The organism is Virgibacillus sp. W0181 (assembly GCF_051846915.1).
Taxonomy (GTDB): Bacteria; Bacillota; Bacilli; order Bacillales; family Amphibacillaceae; genus JBPYCR01.
The window spans coordinates 49,370-65,284 of record NZ_JBPYCR010000003.1 but is presented as its reverse complement, the minus strand read 5'-3'; the positions used below and the strand labels follow the sequence as shown (position 1 = coordinate 65,284).

15 protein-coding genes are annotated in these 15,915 nt (G+C 36.9%); 10 read left to right on the top strand and 5 right to left on the bottom strand.

What is annotated here, in order from left to right; all coding sequences use genetic code 11:
- The first annotated feature begins 71 nt into the window (after window positions 1-71).
- Window positions 72-743, top strand: a complete 672-nt coding sequence (locus ACLIBG_RS02545; RefSeq protein WP_439311142.1) for an NAD(P)H-dependent oxidoreductase — start codon at window positions 72-74, stop codon at window positions 741-743.
- Window positions 744-805: 62 nt separating this feature from the next.
- On the opposite strand, the gene ACLIBG_RS02540 is transcribed toward ACLIBG_RS02545, so the two are convergent.
- Entirely contained in the window at window positions 806-1,279 is a 474-nt protein-coding gene (locus tag ACLIBG_RS02540; RefSeq protein WP_439311141.1) for an Hsp20/alpha crystallin family protein, read from the bottom strand.
- A 211-nt stretch (window positions 1,280-1,490) separates the two neighbouring features.
- Here ACLIBG_RS02540 and ACLIBG_RS02535 point away from each other — a divergent pair, with 211 nt between their 5' ends.
- From ACLIBG_RS02535 to ACLIBG_RS02510, 6 genes are all read left to right on the top strand, one after another.
- A complete protein-coding gene (locus tag ACLIBG_RS02535; RefSeq protein WP_439311140.1) occupies window positions 1,491-1,694 on the top strand; it encodes a hypothetical protein in 204 nt (67 codons plus the stop codon).
- A 529-nt stretch (window positions 1,695-2,223) separates the two neighbouring features.
- A complete protein-coding gene (locus ACLIBG_RS02530; RefSeq protein ID WP_439311139.1) occupies window positions 2,224-3,390 on the top strand; it encodes a TraB/GumN family protein in 1,167 nt (388 codons plus the stop codon).
- A 211-nt stretch (window positions 3,391-3,601) separates the two neighbouring features.
- Window positions 3,602-4,288 (top strand): SDR family NAD(P)-dependent oxidoreductase, encoded by a 687-nt coding sequence (locus ACLIBG_RS02525; RefSeq protein WP_439311138.1) that lies wholly within the window; start codon window positions 3,602-3,604, stop codon window positions 4,286-4,288.
- Window positions 4,289-4,721: 433 nt separating this feature from the next.
- Window positions 4,722-5,666 (top strand): alpha/beta hydrolase, encoded by a 945-nt coding sequence (locus ACLIBG_RS02520; RefSeq protein WP_439311137.1) that lies wholly within the window; start codon window positions 4,722-4,724, stop codon window positions 5,664-5,666.
- Window positions 5,667-5,695: 29 nt separating this feature from the next.
- Window positions 5,696-7,315 carry a flavin-containing monooxygenase gene (locus tag ACLIBG_RS02515; protein WP_439311136.1) on the top strand — a complete coding sequence of 540 codons (1,620 nt, stop codon included), beginning with the start codon at window positions 5,696-5,698 and terminating at the stop codon, window positions 7,313-7,315.
- A gap of 322 nt (window positions 7,316-7,637) precedes the next feature.
- The gene (locus ACLIBG_RS02510) at window positions 7,638-8,504 is read left to right on the top strand and encodes a YitT family protein (RefSeq protein ID WP_439311135.1); all 867 of its coding nucleotides are present in this window, start codon (window positions 7,638-7,640) and stop codon (window positions 8,502-8,504) included.
- Window positions 8,505-8,659: 155 nt separating this feature from the next.
- On the opposite strand, the gene ACLIBG_RS02505 is transcribed toward ACLIBG_RS02510, so the two are convergent.
- Together ACLIBG_RS02505 and ACLIBG_RS02500 are read right to left on the bottom strand one after the other, a co-directional pair.
- A complete protein-coding gene (locus ACLIBG_RS02505) occupies window positions 8,660-9,454 on the bottom strand; it encodes a cytochrome c oxidase assembly protein (RefSeq protein WP_439311134.1) in 795 nt (264 codons plus the stop codon).
- 141 nt (window positions 9,455-9,595) lie between these two features.
- Window positions 9,596-11,275, bottom strand: coding sequence for an ABC1 kinase family protein (locus ACLIBG_RS02500; protein WP_439311133.1), 1,680 nt, complete (start codon window positions 11,273-11,275; stop codon window positions 9,596-9,598).
- A gap of 227 nt (window positions 11,276-11,502) precedes the next feature.
- Between ACLIBG_RS02500 and ACLIBG_RS02495 the strand changes: the two genes are divergently transcribed.
- The 3 genes from ACLIBG_RS02495 to ACLIBG_RS02485 all read left to right on the top strand — a co-directional run bounded on the left by ACLIBG_RS02495 (window position 11,503) and on the right by ACLIBG_RS02485 (window position 13,599).
- A complete protein-coding gene (locus ACLIBG_RS02495; RefSeq protein WP_439311132.1) occupies window positions 11,503-11,745 on the top strand; it encodes a YkuS family protein in 243 nt (80 codons plus the stop codon).
- A 117-nt stretch (window positions 11,746-11,862) separates the two neighbouring features.
- On the top strand, window positions 11,863-12,372 hold the full coding sequence (locus tag ACLIBG_RS02490; RefSeq protein ID WP_439311238.1) for a DUF3231 family protein: 510 nt from the start codon (window positions 11,863-11,865) through the stop codon (window positions 12,370-12,372).
- Window positions 12,373-12,684: 312 nt separating this feature from the next.
- Window positions 12,685-13,599: a cation diffusion facilitator family transporter gene (locus ACLIBG_RS02485; RefSeq protein ID WP_439311131.1), complete on the top strand. Its 915-nt coding sequence runs from the start codon at window positions 12,685-12,687 to the stop codon at window positions 13,597-13,599.
- Between the two features lie 77 nt (window positions 13,600-13,676).
- Here the strand turns inward: ACLIBG_RS02485 and ACLIBG_RS02480 are convergent, their stop codons facing one another.
- Together ACLIBG_RS02480 and uraA are read right to left on the bottom strand one after the other, a co-directional pair.
- Window positions 13,677-14,369, bottom strand: coding sequence for a YetF domain-containing protein (locus tag ACLIBG_RS02480; protein WP_439311130.1), 693 nt, complete (start codon window positions 14,367-14,369; stop codon window positions 13,677-13,679).
- Window positions 14,370-14,499: 130 nt separating this feature from the next.
- Window positions 14,500-15,783 carry a uracil permease gene (gene uraA / locus ACLIBG_RS02475; protein WP_439311129.1) on the bottom strand — a complete coding sequence of 428 codons (1,284 nt, stop codon included), beginning with the start codon at window positions 15,781-15,783 and terminating at the stop codon, window positions 14,500-14,502.
- Window positions 15,784-15,915: the final 132 nt, after the last annotated feature.

Sequence of the window (15,915 nt, the reverse complement as noted above, 5' to 3'; positions counted from 1 at the left end):
AGACTGTATACAACCAAGGGATGACAAATAATTAATAACAAATAACATACTTAAAAGAGGGATGAAACATCATGGCAAATCTAACAAAAACAAAAATTGAAGAAATAATGGAAGCATACCATTTCAGGCACGCAACAAAAGTGTATGATAAAAACAGAAAAATATCAGTAGACGATTTCAATTTCATTCTGGAAGCAGGTAGATTATCACCAAGTTCGTTAGGTTCTGAACCATGGAAGTTTCTCGTAGTGCAAAATCCAGAACTACGGGAAAAGCTAATGCCTGTTGCCCCAGGAGCAGTTGAAAAGTTAAAAACAGCCAGTCATTTTATGATCATTCTTGCTCGTAAAAATGTTCAATATGACTCCGACTATCTTATTAAGTTAATGAAAAATATACAAAAAATGCCGGATGACGTCATACAAGAAGTATCCGGTTATTATAAAAAATTTCAGGAACAGAAGGATATTTTAAAAAGTGAGCGCACGTTATTTGATTGGGCTGCCAAACAGACATATATCGCTCTTGGCAATATGCTAACAGCTGCCGCAATGATTGGAATTGATTCTACACCAATGGAAGGTTTTAATCCCCAAAAGCTGGACACCTTGTTAGAAGAAGAAGGGCTATTGGACAAGAGTCAGTATGGATCCTCTGTTCTAGCTGCGTTTGGATACCGAAAAGAAGACCCAAAACGAGGGAAGACGAGACGGGATATAAAGGAAATTGTGCAGTGGATTTAAATTTTAATTAAGCAAACATCCGTTATAATAAAAAATAGGAGGGATGGACCCCCTCCTATACGCTAATTATTGTCCTTATTTTTAATTTCGATGCGGCGTGTTTCAGCATTTGGATTCTTCGGGATATCAATATAAAGTATACCATTTTGGCATTCAGCTTTAATTTCTTCCGTATTTGCGTTATCTGCTAATGTTAAGGAGCGTTGAAAAGAACCATAACTCCGTTCGACAACGTGCATCTTTCTATCTTTATCTTCCGATGTTTCTTCCTTTTGTTTCTCACCTTTAATTGTTAAAATACCGCCTTCTACCATAATGTCAATATCTTGGGAAAGTATACCTGGTACCTCTAACTCGATTGTATACCGATCAGGTTTTTCTTCTACGTTTAGGGGAGGGTACAAGTCACCTTCTTTGTTCAATAAGGATCCGGCAAAAAACGGGTCATCAACAAAACGCTGAAACGCCCCTCCCAACTCATTCCTAAGCTGATTTACGGGATGGTTATTTTCTTTCCAGCGACGTATTGGCTTCATTTTCACATACCTCCTTGAATTGATAGCATTCTACTATTTCTAATACCACTTTATTTTATGCAGTAAACTCTAAAGCGTTGTTCAAAAAAGTATTACAGTAGTGTTAAATGAGGAATTTCTGAACGATGAAATAGGCAGGTTATTTGCCATATATGAATGAAAACTCCCTTCTATAGGAAAGATAAAGAAAACATGAATGGAGGGTTTCATTATGACTGAAAATGAAAAGTATACAATCGTTGGTACAGATATAGAAGCAATAAAAGAACAAAATCAACGTTCGGGTCTATCATACAATGAGGCAATAGCAATGATTGCGAAAACAACTGGGGGCCGCAGAACGAATGTTTACAGTGATACGAATGCAGACGAAGTTAGAAAGGAAAATTTCAGATCGAATAAGGGCAAAATGTAAAGTTTTTAGTAAGATTGAGTGAATTATTCGTCTGGAAATGAAAAACGAGCGTCAACAATGGCACAACGCGCATCTTTACTGGAAGAACGCGGGACCGCGCGTCATCGGTGGAGCAATCTGCATGAGTAAGTCAGAAATGCACCATTAGTAAAACGCTCGTCAACCGGGTGACTTCAACTCCTGATAAAAAAACTGAGTACGCTTCAAGAGACAATATTCCTCTGTTATTACAGAGGGATAATTATTTTTGCTTTAAAGTGCCTCGACAAGATGCAAGTTTATAAGGTAAGAAAAGCTACTTTTTCGCAAAGGGACAAACGATACGATTATTTTAAGAAATTGTTACATTTAAAAGTAAGAGTAATTAATGAATAGATAGACATTTTCCATGAACGTGGTAAAATTTTAAATGTAGTTTAACAATTTTTTCATCACAATTGATTTTAAGAAACTGTTCTACATACTTGTTGTATAATCGTTCGATAACTTATTCTGTATATGGATCAATGTGTGATAAGGAAGGAAAATTATGTCAGAGGAAAATATTACGAGACTTCATATTGATGATAAAGAAATTATATTAATAGGTACGGCTCACGTTTCAAAGCAAAGTGCGGATCAAGTACGAGAAGTAATTGAAATGGAACAGCCAGATACCGTTTGTGTGGAGTTGGATCAACAACGGTATAAATCGATTGTTGAGGGTAACAAATGGAAGGAAATGAATATATTTCAAGTAATAAAAGAAAAAAAAGCAACTCTACTTTTAATGAATCTTGTTATCTCTTCTTTTCAAAAACGAATTGCTAAACAATTTGGTATTAATCCAGGTCAAGAAATGATTCAAGGAATTGATTCTGCAAAAGAAATTAATGCAAGTCTTGTTCTTGCTGACCGTGATATTCAAACGACATTTTCGAGGATTTGGGGAAATGTTAGTATATGGGGAAAAGCGAAATTATTAATGCAGGTTATTGGAAGTATTTTTGTGAATGATACAATATCAGAAGAAGAATTGGAAAAAATGAAGTCACAGGATATGCTTGATACGATGCTTCAAGATTTATCGGAGAGTTTCCCGGATTTAAAGAAACCGTTGGTGGATGAACGAGATCAATACTTGTCGGAGAAAATCAGGAAAGCCCCCGGTAAAAAAATCGTTGCTGTGCTTGGTGCTGCGCATGTTCCTGGTATTAAAGTTGAAATTTATAAGGATCATGATTTAAAACGGCTGACACGTCGTCCTCCAAAATCCAAAGTGCCAAAAGTCATTGCTTGGGTGATTCCTATAATAATTTTGACTGCCATTGTGTACACTTTTATTACAAATCCGGCAGTCGGTCTCCAGCAAACGATTAGCTGGGTGCTTTGGAATGGAACGCTGTCGGCTATTGGTACGGCGATCGCATTTGGTCATCCGTTGGCAATCCTTACCGCATTCATCGCCGCACCGATTAGTTCTCTTAATCCACTAATTGCTGCAGGATGGTTCGCAGGAATAGTACAAGCTGTTATTCGTAAACCGCTTGTAAGGGACTTCGAAAATCTGGCTGACGATGCCCATCATCTGAAAGGATTTTGGAAAAATAATGTCACTCGAATATTGCTCGTTGTTGTTCTAGCAAACATCGGTAGTATGCTTGGAACATTTATTGGTGGAGCAGATGTGATAAGGTTGTTTCTGGAAAACCTTTAACTGTATATATATAATAACAACTGCTGCTTATCATATAATAGATGGGCAGCATTTTTCTGTAATGCTTTATTTATTTCCCTAAAATCGTTCTGAAATATCAGAATCCAATTATTTTTTACTTAAAATTGTTAGTGGTATACTAATAGAACAACGAGAAGTTATGAAAACCTTGAACAATAAAGCTAATCATCCAAAGGAGGAATAGCATAGAATGGGAAAATTAACAGGAAAAATCGCTTTAGTAACCGGTTCTGGCACAGGGATTGGTCGTGCTATTGCAATAACCTTCGCCAAAGAGGGAGCGACTGTTGTACTAAATGGCCGGCGCGAAGAAAAATTGCGAGAAGTTGAAAAAGAAATAGGGAAAGATAAAGCAATCATCATCCCTGCAGATTTAACAGATGAAACACAAGTTAAACACTTGTATGATATATTGCAAGAAAAAACCGATGGTAAGTTGGATATTTTGGTCAATAATGCTGGAGGAGTCAATGCCATGGAACCGATAGGTGAAATGACATTACAACAATGGCAGCAAATGTTCGATTTAAATTTGACGACTCAATTTCTTGCAACGAAAACATTTCTACCGATGCTACGCAAAAGTGAAAGCGGTAAAATTATTTCTGTCACCTCAGGTATGGTAAATTTCTTTATGCATGGAATGGGAGCATATTCAGCAAGTAAAGCAGCAGTGGAAGCATTGATGAAGTCCGTTGCTGAAGAGGAGAAAGATAACAACATACAAGTTAATATGTTCGATCCGTTGAACGCTGAGTCTGAAGGAAATCCTATGGGGAAATATGACCCAATGGAAATTGTAGATGTCTTAATTGATTTGGCTGCCGCTTCTTCGGTTGTGAAAAGTGGAGAAGTAGTTGCACCAGAAGTGGAATAGCAATAAAGACCTATTATCCCTTGTAAGCATAAGGCTTGCAGGGTTTTTTATTGAATTGTCGCTTTTGAGCAATTGTTGTTACGAACTTTTCAAAACGGAATCTTTGAAATTCAAGGAATAAAAAAAGAATATCATATAAATTCAACGAAGTAGTAATGGTGTCAGAAGGCAACTACTTCCCATTCGATTCCTAAACCTCAAATGATTCCCTAAAAACTCTCTAAAGTTTATCACCGATGCTAACCAAAATACTACCTACCGCGCCCCCACTATAATAACAATTATTCCATATACGATGCAATGCTTTTCACTATCATACTAACATCTGAAAAATAGTTATATTCAAATATTATTAGGCATATATTTGAATAAGACAATCTAGAAACTAGTTGTCCAAGATTGTACAAACTATTAATAGAAAGGAAGCTGTTGTATGGCAAATTTAAGTAAAGAATCAAAAATTCATTTAGAAGCTTTCAGCCAGTTGCCAGCTCTTGAAACAATGGACCCGCAGGCAGTTAGAGATATGCTGAACCAAGCCCCCCCAGTAGAAGTAGAGCTTGCCCCACTTGCTAATATAGAAGACAAAGTAATCCCGGTAGATGGTGGAGAAATTAATATTAGGATATATACACCGGAAGGAATAGGACCATTTCCAATTTTTGTATATTACCATGGTGGGGGTTGGGTTTTAGGGGATATTGCAACATCCGATGCTAGCTGTCGAATGATAGCAAATAAAACAAGACATATCGTCGTTTCGGTTGATTATCGCCTAGCTCCGGAGTATAAATATCCTACTCCTATTAATGATTCTTATGCTGCACTAAAATGGATAAGCGAGAATGCTGCGGCAATTAATGGAATTGCGTCCAATATAGTTGTAGGTGGAGACAGTGCTGGTGGAAACATTGCAGCAGCAATGTCTTTAAAAAGTAGAGAACAAAATGGACCTCCAATTTCTGCACAAGTTTTAATTTATCCGGTAACAGATATGAAATTTGATACAAAGTCCTATCAAGATTTTGAAAAAGGATTTGGTTTAGATAAAAATTTAATGGTTTGGTTTGTTGATCACTATATCGCAAGCGAAAACGATAAACAGGATATGTATGCAGCACCTTTAATTGCGGATGATCTAAACAATCTACCTCCAGCCTACGTCATTGTGGCAGAAAATGATGTATTAAGAGATGAAGGATTAGCATATGCAAAACGACTAAAAGAAGCTGGTGTAAATGTGGAAACGATTATCGAAGAGGGATTAGTGCATGGGTATTTTACTACGATGGCCATTTTTCCGGATCGAATTAAACGTTCTATCAATAACATTACACAATTTTTAAATGAAACAAATAAACAGGTTGAAAGTCTTTAAATTTTAACTATAAGAGGGAGGTTGAAAAAATGAATTCTAAACAGTCTAATGAAACAGATTTTGATGCTGTTGTCGTAGGGGCAGGATTTTCAGGTATGTATATGCTCTATATTTTACGCGAAGCAGGCTATTCCGTAAAAGTGTATGAGAAGGGTGAAGGTGTTGGTGGAACGTGGTATTGGAATCGATATCCAGGAGCACGCTGTGATTCGGCTAGTATTTATTATAATTATACATTTTCAGAGGAGCTTTATAAGGGGTGGAGCTGGAGTTCCAGGTATCCAGAACAACCAGAAATATTACGTTACTTAAATTATGTTGCTGATGAGCTTGATTTACGAAGAGATATTGAATTTGAAACGGTTATACAACAAGCTCGATATAATGAAGAATCCAATCAGTGGCATGTACGTAAAGATGATGGTTCAGAAGTGACCGCGACATATTTTATCACGGCCGTCGGATGTCTTTCCGCTTCAAACGTGCCTGATTTTAAAGGGTTGGAAACATTTAAGGGAGATTGGTATCATACTGGTCGATGGCCTCATGAAGGGGTAGATTTTACTGGAAAAAGAGTCGGTGTGATAGGCACGGGATCTAGTGGGGTGCAAGCTATTCCTGTTATTGCAGAAGAAGCGAAACATTTAACGGTATTTCAACGTACGCCACAGTATTGCTTCCCAGCAAGAAATCATCCATACAAACCAGAGTTTGTGGACGAGGTAAAAAATAACTTTTATAAATTAAAAAAAGAACTACGTGAATCTTCCACAGGGCAAATCAATAAAGTCAGAAAACCGTCTGCTTTAGATGATACTCCTGAAGAAAGACAAAAAGCATATGAGGACAGGTGGAAGGAAGGCGGCTATTTATTTCTATATGACGATTTATTAATCAATGAAAAATCAAATGAAACTGCTGCAGAATTTATTCGTTCCAAAATAAAAGAAACGGTAAAAGATCCGGAAACGGCAGAAAAGTTGCTGCCAACTTATTATTGGGGAACGAAGAGACAGATTCTCGATTCGAATTACTATGAAACATATAATATGGACCATGTCGATTTAGTAGATGTAAAAAAGCATCCAATAACAGAAATAACCGAAAAAGGAGTCAAAACTACAGAAGAAGAATATGACGTTGATGTGATTGTATTTGCTACTGGTTATGACGGGATGACTGGTCCGTTATTTAAAATGGATATACGCGGAAGAGATGGCGTGGAATTAAAGGAAAAATGGGAGAACGGCAGTACAGTTAAAACTTACTTGGGTTTGTCCACGACCGGATTTCCAAATATGTTCATGATTACCGGCCCAGAAAGCCCTTCTGTTTTAAGTAATATGCCGATATCGATTGAACAACATGTAGAATGGATATTTGACTGTATACAATACTTAAGTAAACATAAGGTAGATGAGATTGAAGCAAAAACTGAAGCGGAAAATGAGTGGAGCAAGCATTGTCGAGAAGTAGCTGATACCACCCTAATGACAAAAGCAGATTCTTGGTATACTGGTGCCAATATCAAAGGAAAAGCGAGAGGATTCCCAATGTATATAGGTGGTGTCGGGGTTTACAGGGAAATGTGCAGTGAGATTGCTGCTAATGGTTATGAAGGATTTGCATTAAGTTCTTCAAGAAACTAGCTCAGTAAAATCAATATACTACCGCAACGAAATGTTTCATTGATATGATAAATGGTAAATAAACCAAACTAATGTAAAATATGATCTCACAGTAAAAATATTAAAGCTAATGAGATGGACTACGCTCATTAGCTTTTCGTTTTATTGCACCTATAAATGTACTGTATATAATATTTTTTGGTGTTTAGTATTATATAGTATAATATGGTATAAACATCCTTTTTTAAATAGGAAAGGTAATAAAAAGCGAGCGATTTACATATCCTTTACTGGAGCAAAAGTCGCTGAAAATCATTTCAAGAAAAAGTAGTAGGTGTCATGGATGAATGGACGAAAAAAATCTACCAGCATTATCAAATTTTTATATCGTTATATGATGCTATTAATTGGCGCTTCACTGGCTGCGGTATCTATTGAATTATTTCTTGTGCCGAATATGATTATTGACGGGGGCGTCATTGGCGTTGGTTTATTATTAAATAATTTGACTGGGATTAACTTCGGTGTTCTTATCTTCGTTATAAATTTACCTTTTTTATATGCAGGTTACAAACATATCGGAAAAAGCTTTTTCATTTCTTCAATGATTGGCATTATATTTTTAGCTATTATCGAAAATTTTTTATTAGCCATTTCACCTGTGACAAATGAGCCTCTGCTAGCTACGGTGTTTGGAGGACTAATATTGGGCGCAGGAGTTGGACTGGTCATTCGTCATGGTGGTTCACTTGATGGTACGGAAATACTAGGAATACTGCTGTCTAAAAAAATACCTTTTTCCGTTGGCGAATTTGTCATGTTCATTAACATTTTCGTATTCGGGTGGGCAGGATTTGTTTTAGGTTGGGAACAGGCAATGTATTCAATCCTTACCTATTATATTGCTTCTCGCGCAATTGATGGAGTTGTTCAAGGACTGTCCGGCGATACGAAGGCAGCAATCATCGTTTCCGATGCGTATGAAGAAGTTGCCAATGCTATTAATCATCGCCTCGGAAGGATGGTAACAAAAGTATACGGCAAGGGCGGTTACCACAATTTAGATAAAGAGATTATTTATGTCGTGATAACTCGGTTGGAAGTTGCCAAATTGAAAAATATTGTTCATGATAAGGATCCAAAAGCTTTTATTACAATTATGGATACACAAGAAGTACATGGCGGCAGGTTTAAGTCGGCAATACATTAGTGCTTTCCATAAAGATGATGAACACAATTCGAATTGTCGGGTTGTGTTTTTTGCTTTTCTGCTTTCCTAAAATTTAAATTTATTATAAATGCGTTAAACAAAACAATTTTAATTTTAATACAAAAAACTGCACATCAAAAAATGATGGCAGTTTACTAATTTGCTCGTCTTTTTCCAAGGGTGTTAGTAATCACTAAGCCGATTTTGTGCATACCCATCATACCAAATCCCGCGAATAATTGATCGTATTTCGTGTTAAACGGGGCAGGTAATAATTGAACTGTTGAAAAATCATTCGGTAAACAGAGGTGTGCTGTCATTTCCGTAAGAAAAGGGTTGTTGACACTATCCAATAGTGCACCAACAATAAATAATAAACATGCAGGTGTTATAAATAGCATGCTTTGTTTAATATATTTACTGCGATTTATCGCTTGTGTCGGAAAGCGGATTGTAATCGGCCACCACATTCTAATAGACAGAAGGAACAACACGCTAAGATATGTTTGTTGTATTAGGGAATGTTTGGAAATGTATGTTAATAGGATTGGAAGGTGGTAAAGTAAGAATAAAGCAGAGAATGCAGTTAAAGCAACGATTGGGTGGATAAATAAATAGCGCAGCTTCTTGATGACTGGATGGTGACTAATCTGATCGAAAGCGACAGTTGGGATCCCAAGCAATAAAAGGGGAGGGACAATGAAAAAAAGAACGCTCATTTGTAACATGTGTAAACTGACGGATAGATAACTGATTGCAAGTAAAGGGCTTCCTATTGCCAAATATAAGATGATAAGCGCGGAATTAAATAAGAAGGCTTCGTGAACAGCTGTGGTCGGGAATCTATTTTTGTGTAAAAGCAAGAAATAATAAAGAATTGAGGTGATTGTCAGAAAAAGAAATAAGTTTAGGTTCCAAGTCATATGATCGGCAAGCAATGCCGTTATCATATGGTTAATTCCCCCTTTCTAATTGTACATTACCTGTTATTTTATGAAAGGATAAGGGGAAATATGCAAAAAGTAACGAAAACAGCCCTTTGTTATAGAAGCGAGCTGTTTTCTGTACATTTTTATGATTCATTTTCGACGCTACATTCGCCCCGATTTAATGATTGAATAAATCATAAATAGAAACATGAGAATAGCTACAACAGAACCGATCTCTATTATTGGAATTTTCCATAAGAGCGTTGTATGACCGGAAATGGACGCTCCTATAATTAAGCCAACCATTAAAATACTGAATGCAAGTAAAATAATGCTAAAAGAAATCCGGTTACTTATTTTATCGAACCGATGCAGAAAGGCTTGTAAATCATTTACGTTTATATCAAAACGTAATTTACCTTTCTCAACAGTTTCTGCGGCGCGTTTAAACGTTAGTGGAAGGTCTCTTAATGTATCAATGTTATCTCTTAATTCTTCTGCCGAATCTTTCAATATATTTTTAGGATGATAGCGTTCTTTGATAAGCTTTTTTCCGTAAGGTTCGACTGCTTTCATTAAACTGAATTCAGGGTCAAGTTCTGCAATAATTGCTTCCAATGTAATAATCACTTTGGCAAGGATTGCGATATCTGCTGGAATGTCAATTTTGTGACGATAAGCGACACTCAATAATTCTGTAATAACGTTTCCCAGCCTTATTTGTTTCAGTTCCATATCGTAGTACTTTGTCAGCAAATAATCAAGGTCGATTTTCAAGGTCTTTGTAGCTGTATCTTCATGTAACAAGCCCCATTTTGAGAATGTCCTAATTATTCCTTTTGTATCCCTTTCTTCGATATTAATAACAAGAGATGCAAAGTGAAATCTCATTTCATCATTCATACGCCCAATCATACCAAAGTCCAAGTATGATACTACGTTGTTCGGCAAAATATAAATATTTCCTGAATGTGGATCCCCATGGAAAAAACCTTCATCCAATACTTGATGTAGCATCGAATCAGCTAATCTTTGAGCAATAATCTTTCGGTTTAATCCTTTCGCTTCAATTGCTTCGAGTTGACGAACACCAATTCCCTCAATGTATTCCATTGTTAATACTTTTTCTGTGGATAATTTACGATATATTTTTGGGATACGGATCTTTGGTTCGTCGATAAACTGTTTTGCTATTTGCTCTGCATGATATGCTTCTGTGCGATAATCCAATTCATTTCGCAATGAACGTGAAAAATCATTGATTATTTCTTTTATGTGATAGGTTTTTGCCCACTCCGCTTTTGATTCAATCATTTTAGCTAAGTTATGTAAAATCTCCAAATCTGTTTCCATTTTCTTTTGAATGTTTGGCCGTTGAACCTTTATTGCGACCTGCTCTCCTGTTTTAAGTGTCGCAGTATGTACTTGACCAATAGAAGCAGAAGCCTGAGGCGTTTCATTGACGTGTTGAAAAATATGTTCCAATTCATCATCCAATTCCGTTTCCAAAATTGTACGAACCTGTTCAAAGGAAAAAGGATTTACATTTTCCTGTAGTTTTTCCAGCTCATTAACTATTTCGATTGGCAATACATCACGTCTGGAAGCTGCTATTTGTCCAAGCTTAATAAATGTCGGACCTAATTCTTGCATAGTTTGTCGTAGCTTTACACCAATGTTTTGCATAGTCATACTTAATTTTTGTTCTGGGTTTTGTTTTTCAGTTGTTTTTTTTCTATCTGTTAAGCCGATACGATAAAGAAAATGACTAAAACCATTTTTTATAAGCGCGTTTAGTATTTCTTGATATCGCTGCGTATGTTTGATTTTTTTTGAGAACATAGAATACCTCCCTTATGGTATCCAATAATAATTGTTGAAATTTGAAATTTTGCTTGTTGGTGAATAGATTCGTTCGATGGATTTTGTGCTTACGGTTATATTTCCACTAGGTATATTATTTCAAACTCAATTCCTAAAATATCAATGATTAAGCCGTGTATAGGGTTTCTTCATTTGGATACGATAACGAATGAACTTGAATTTTTGGGAAATGGAGGAGGGAACGTATGGCTAATATAGGTGTGGAACCGACGTTATCTAGTGTGAAGACAGCGTTAACGGAGATGGGACATCAAGTTGTAGATTTAAATTCGGAAAAAGACGCTGCTTACTGTGATTGTTGTGTTATTTCTGGTCAAGATAAAGACATGATGGGCGCAGCAGATACTGTTATTGCTGGACCAGTGATTAATGCACAAGGGGCAACTACGGAGGATGTTTGTCAGCAAGTAGCTGAAAAATTATCGTAAATTTTTGAACGATTCTAATTGAAAAGCTTATTAAGCAACATAACAAGATTTGTATATTATTACAATAAGCGAGAAAACTATTATTGCATTATCAATAGGAGAAAGGGAGCGATAAAACTGGGAATGTTTAGCGGTAATCCGAAAGAAGAGCCAATGCATTATGGAGAAGTCTTCTCTATATGGACATACTTTCTAGGTGAAAAAAGTATGATTGCTATGTACGAAACGTTATTAAATCATGCAGGTGATGATGATTTAAAAAAATTATTGCAAGAAGCAGTTCACGGAGCTAAGATGGAGAGTCAACAAGTAGAGGAATTATTGAAAACGAATGGGATCGGGCTTCCACCGGTGCCCCCCGAACGGCCGATGGCAAATAATGAAAAAATACCGGTTGGGGCACGCGTAATGGATGCAGAGATAGGTGCATTGTTATCCGCAAATGCGTCCAAAGGATTAATAACTTGCAGTACGATCATGGGACAATCCATCCGGGAAGATATTGCAACGATGTTTGGTCAATTCCATATGAATAAAGCCCAATTTGGTGCAAAGGTACTACGGTTAAACAAAGATAAAGGCTGGTTGGTACACCCACCCCTCCATGATACACCGCAACACAAATAAACTAGGCCGGGATAAATGTCCCGGCTTATTGTATGTAAACAAAGGATATTCTGTGACACTATTATATGGTTTTCTGGTTGTTCTTCATCTTCGGAATCGTTAAATGTTATATTGACGGAGATGTTGGAATACTAATTACAAATTCGGTCTGATTACTTGTAACACCTACATCTAAAAAAAGTAAAGCATGAAGAGTCTGTTTTGTTAACGGTATAAAGGGAAATGTAGAGTAAAGGATGAACAGGTTGGGACAAACTATATTAATCCTCGTTGTAAAATCGATCTATGCGTAGTAGGAGGAGGATACAATACATGGGACGAGATCACGGACATACACATGCTGCAAATAAAAAAGCACTTATGATAAGTTTTTTCATAACGACCGGTTATATGATTATCGAAGCAATTGGTGGCTTTATAACGAATAGTTTAGCTTTACTCTCAGATGCTGGACATATGTTAAGTGATTCCATTTCACTGGGGGTCGGAGTATTTGCCTTTTTTATGGGCGAAAAAGTTGCTAATTATAGCAAGACATATGGATATAAACGGTTCGAAATACTTGCTGCACTTTTTAATGGGGTCACGCTTACCTTAATAGCCATTTATATTTTTTATGAAGCATACCACCGATTTGTCGATCCGCCAGAGGTAGCTTCCACAGGAATGTTAACCATTGCCATAGTCGGTTTAGTTGTAAATATTTCTGTAGCTTGGATATTAAGGAGTGGTGATACAAAGGGCAACTTGAACCTACGTGCAGCCTTTTTACATGTACTGGGTGATTTGCTTGGGTCAATTGGCGCAATAATCGCAGCACTACTTATCATGTTCTTAGATTGGGGATGGGCAGACCCACTCGCAAGTGTGATTGTCGCTATCTTAGTATTAATCAGTGGATGGCGGGTAACAAAAGATGCTTTTCATGTATTAATGGAAGGAACTCCGAAAAATATTAATTTAGATAAAGTTATCGAAACAATCGAAAATGTGCGGGGCGTTCATCGTATTCATGATTTGCATGTCTGGACGATTACAAGTGAACAAAATGCACTATCCTGTCATGCAGTCGTCGATGGAGAAATCACCATCTATGAAAGCGAAAAAATTTTGCATACGGTAGAAACAAGACTACAAAAAATAGGAATTCAGCATATTACGGTCCAAGTCGAAAGTGAAGAACACCCACATGATGATGTATTGTTTGATAAAGAAACAAAAGAATAGCTTCTGTTATTTGACGAAGGATTTTCAGGTTATGGGTGGGGTTTTGTTACGAAAGATAGATATTTAATAAAAAAGCATCAATGGAAATGCCTCTGGTTGATATGCAAACTACCATCAGGCTGTACTTCAGCATAAAATACATGTGCTGGATCATCAATTCCAAGCTCGTTCAGTCGTTCATTTAGCCAATCAGTATCAAGATGCAATTTTTTTAAATTATTGTATATAATTTGACCGTCCGAGATTACTTCTGTAGAGAGCGAATGCATGTTAAACGATCTTTTAAATGTCTTTAGATCTTCCTTTACAAGAGGCTGTTTTGTTTCCTTTTTCAATACGGAAAGTTTTCCGTTTGTTTCCAATATGGCATAGTCCACATCAGCAATTTTATAAATGTTTTTATCTCTTAACATCGCATTCAATGAGTTGATGTTTAGACGAACATTTCGGAGGGCTTTTTTCAGCAATTGACCATCCTTTATAACAATAACCGGCTCGCCTGTTGTTAGTTTTCGAACCGTTTTTGATTTTATATCGATAAACCCCATAGCTAAAGTAAACATAGCCCACGCAACAAGTGCAATTGCACCATAAACAAATGGAACATTCGGACTTAATATGATGTTTGCTGCGATTGAGCCAATTGCAATTGCTGATACAAAGTTAAAAAAGGTCATTTGACTAATTTCTTTTCTGCCCATTATTCTAGTCATAATAAATAGCGTTATGAAAGATAATGTAATACGAAACAATAATTCTGATACAGTCATCGCAAACTCCCCTTTTACATCCATCTTGACAGGCGCTTCAATTACCTGTCCGTATTATTTGAAGAATGGGGAAATTTATTCAAAAAAGGACTGTGCCAATTATTATCTCAGCACAGTCTTTTCTTTTTGGTTATTCATTGGATAAATTTAATATGTCGAGCAGTTTAAAGAACAATCCGAGAACAATTGCGACAACGGTTGCCAGTCCCATTCCTGTTAAGGCGACTTCACCAAGTTGAATGGTTGCACCACTAATCCCAATAACGAGTACTACACACGTTAAGATTAAATTTTGGGAGCGGTTATAGTCAACTTTGGCTTCAACGAGCATCCGAATGCCACTGGCAGCTATAATACCGAACAATAATAGAGAAATACCGCCCATGACAGCAGAGGGAATGGAAGATATTAGTGCAGCGAGTTTCCCGACAAAGGATAACACAATGGCGAAAACAGCTGCAGTTCCGATAATCCAAGTGGAATACACTCTAGTAATTGCCAATACACCAATATTTTCCCCATATGTTGTGTTTGGTGTTGATCCAAACAAACTGGAAATCATCGTAGAAATTCCGTTACCGGCAAATGATCGATCAAGCCCCGGGTCTTTTGCTAAATCTTTTCCAACAATATTACTCGTTACAAATAAATGGCCGATATGCTCCGGGATTAAAACGAGCGCTGCCGGTAAAATAACGAGAATAGCCGACCAGTCAAACTTTATTTGATAAAACTGAGGTGCCGTGATCCATGCTGCTTCTTTTACAGGTTCAAAGTCAACCAAGCCTACTGAAAGGGCAATGATATACCCAATTACAATGCCTAGTAAGATAGGAATGATTTTTAGAAAACCGCGTAAAGTGACCCAGCAAATAACAGTAATGCCTAATGTTAGTAATGAAACGATCGCCACTTTTGGATCCATGGCCCAAGACGCATCGGCATCATCCGGGGCAATCCAGCCCGCCATTTCAGCAGCGACGGGAACAAGTTCCAATCCAATAACGGCGACAATAGCGCCCATGGCTGCAGGTGGGAAAATAATATCTATCCATGTTGTACCTGCAATTTTTATAATAAATGCGACAATTGTTAGCACAACACCGACTGCAAAAAAACCACCAAGTACATAACCGTACCCTTCGATACCCGAGTAATGACCTAGCACAACAAATACCGGTGATATAAACGCAAAACTTGATCCGAGATATGCGGGTATTTTTCCTTTTGTTATAAAAATGTAAAGCAATGTTCCTAATCCGTTCATCAATAAAATTGTTGCTGGATTAACTCCAAATAAAATAGGGACTAAAACAGTTGAACCGAACATCGCAAATAAGTGCTGTAATCCAAGTGGTAAGCTTTTTAATAAAGGTAATCGTTCATGTACCTGAATTTCATCGTATTTTCCCATTTATTCCATCTCCTTTTTAAAATAAGGTTTACCGGTTACCATTTTAAAAAAGAAATACCTTGCCACGAAAAGGCAAGGTATGGGGTGTGCTAGAAAAATCTCTCACAGAATAAAGACAGCACGCGTCTTTTC

Coding starts and splice junctions, on each gene's coding strand:
- ACLIBG_RS02545 (WP_439311142.1), top strand. CDS start 72: ATGGCAAATCTAACAAAAACAAAAATTGAAGAAATAATGGAAGCATAC.
- ACLIBG_RS02540 (WP_439311141.1), bottom strand. CDS start 1,279: ATGAAGCCAATACGTCGCTGGAAAGAAAATAACCATCCCGTAAATCAG.
- ACLIBG_RS02535 (WP_439311140.1), top strand. CDS start 1,491: ATGACTGAAAATGAAAAGTATACAATCGTTGGTACAGATATAGAAGCA.
- ACLIBG_RS02530 (WP_439311139.1), top strand. CDS start 2,224: ATGTCAGAGGAAAATATTACGAGACTTCATATTGATGATAAAGAAATT.
- ACLIBG_RS02525 (WP_439311138.1), top strand. CDS start 3,602: ATGGGAAAATTAACAGGAAAAATCGCTTTAGTAACCGGTTCTGGCACA.
- ACLIBG_RS02520 (WP_439311137.1), top strand. CDS start 4,722: ATGGCAAATTTAAGTAAAGAATCAAAAATTCATTTAGAAGCTTTCAGC.
- ACLIBG_RS02515 (WP_439311136.1), top strand. CDS start 5,696: ATGAATTCTAAACAGTCTAATGAAACAGATTTTGATGCTGTTGTCGTA.
- ACLIBG_RS02510 (WP_439311135.1), top strand. CDS start 7,638: ATGAATGGACGAAAAAAATCTACCAGCATTATCAAATTTTTATATCGT.
- ACLIBG_RS02505 (WP_439311134.1), bottom strand. CDS start 9,454: ATGATAACGGCATTGCTTGCCGATCATATGACTTGGAACCTAAACTTA.
- ACLIBG_RS02500 (WP_439311133.1), bottom strand. CDS start 11,275: ATGTTCTCAAAAAAAATCAAACATACGCAGCGATATCAAGAAATACTA.
- ACLIBG_RS02495 (WP_439311132.1), top strand. CDS start 11,503: ATGGCTAATATAGGTGTGGAACCGACGTTATCTAGTGTGAAGACAGCG.
- ACLIBG_RS02485 (WP_439311131.1), top strand. CDS start 12,685: ATGGGACGAGATCACGGACATACACATGCTGCAAATAAAAAAGCACTT.
- ACLIBG_RS02480 (WP_439311130.1), bottom strand. CDS start 14,369: ATGACTGTATCAGAATTATTGTTTCGTATTACATTATCTTTCATAACG.
- uraA (WP_439311129.1), bottom strand. CDS start 15,783: ATGGGAAAATACGATGAAATTCAGGTACATGAACGATTACCTTTATTA.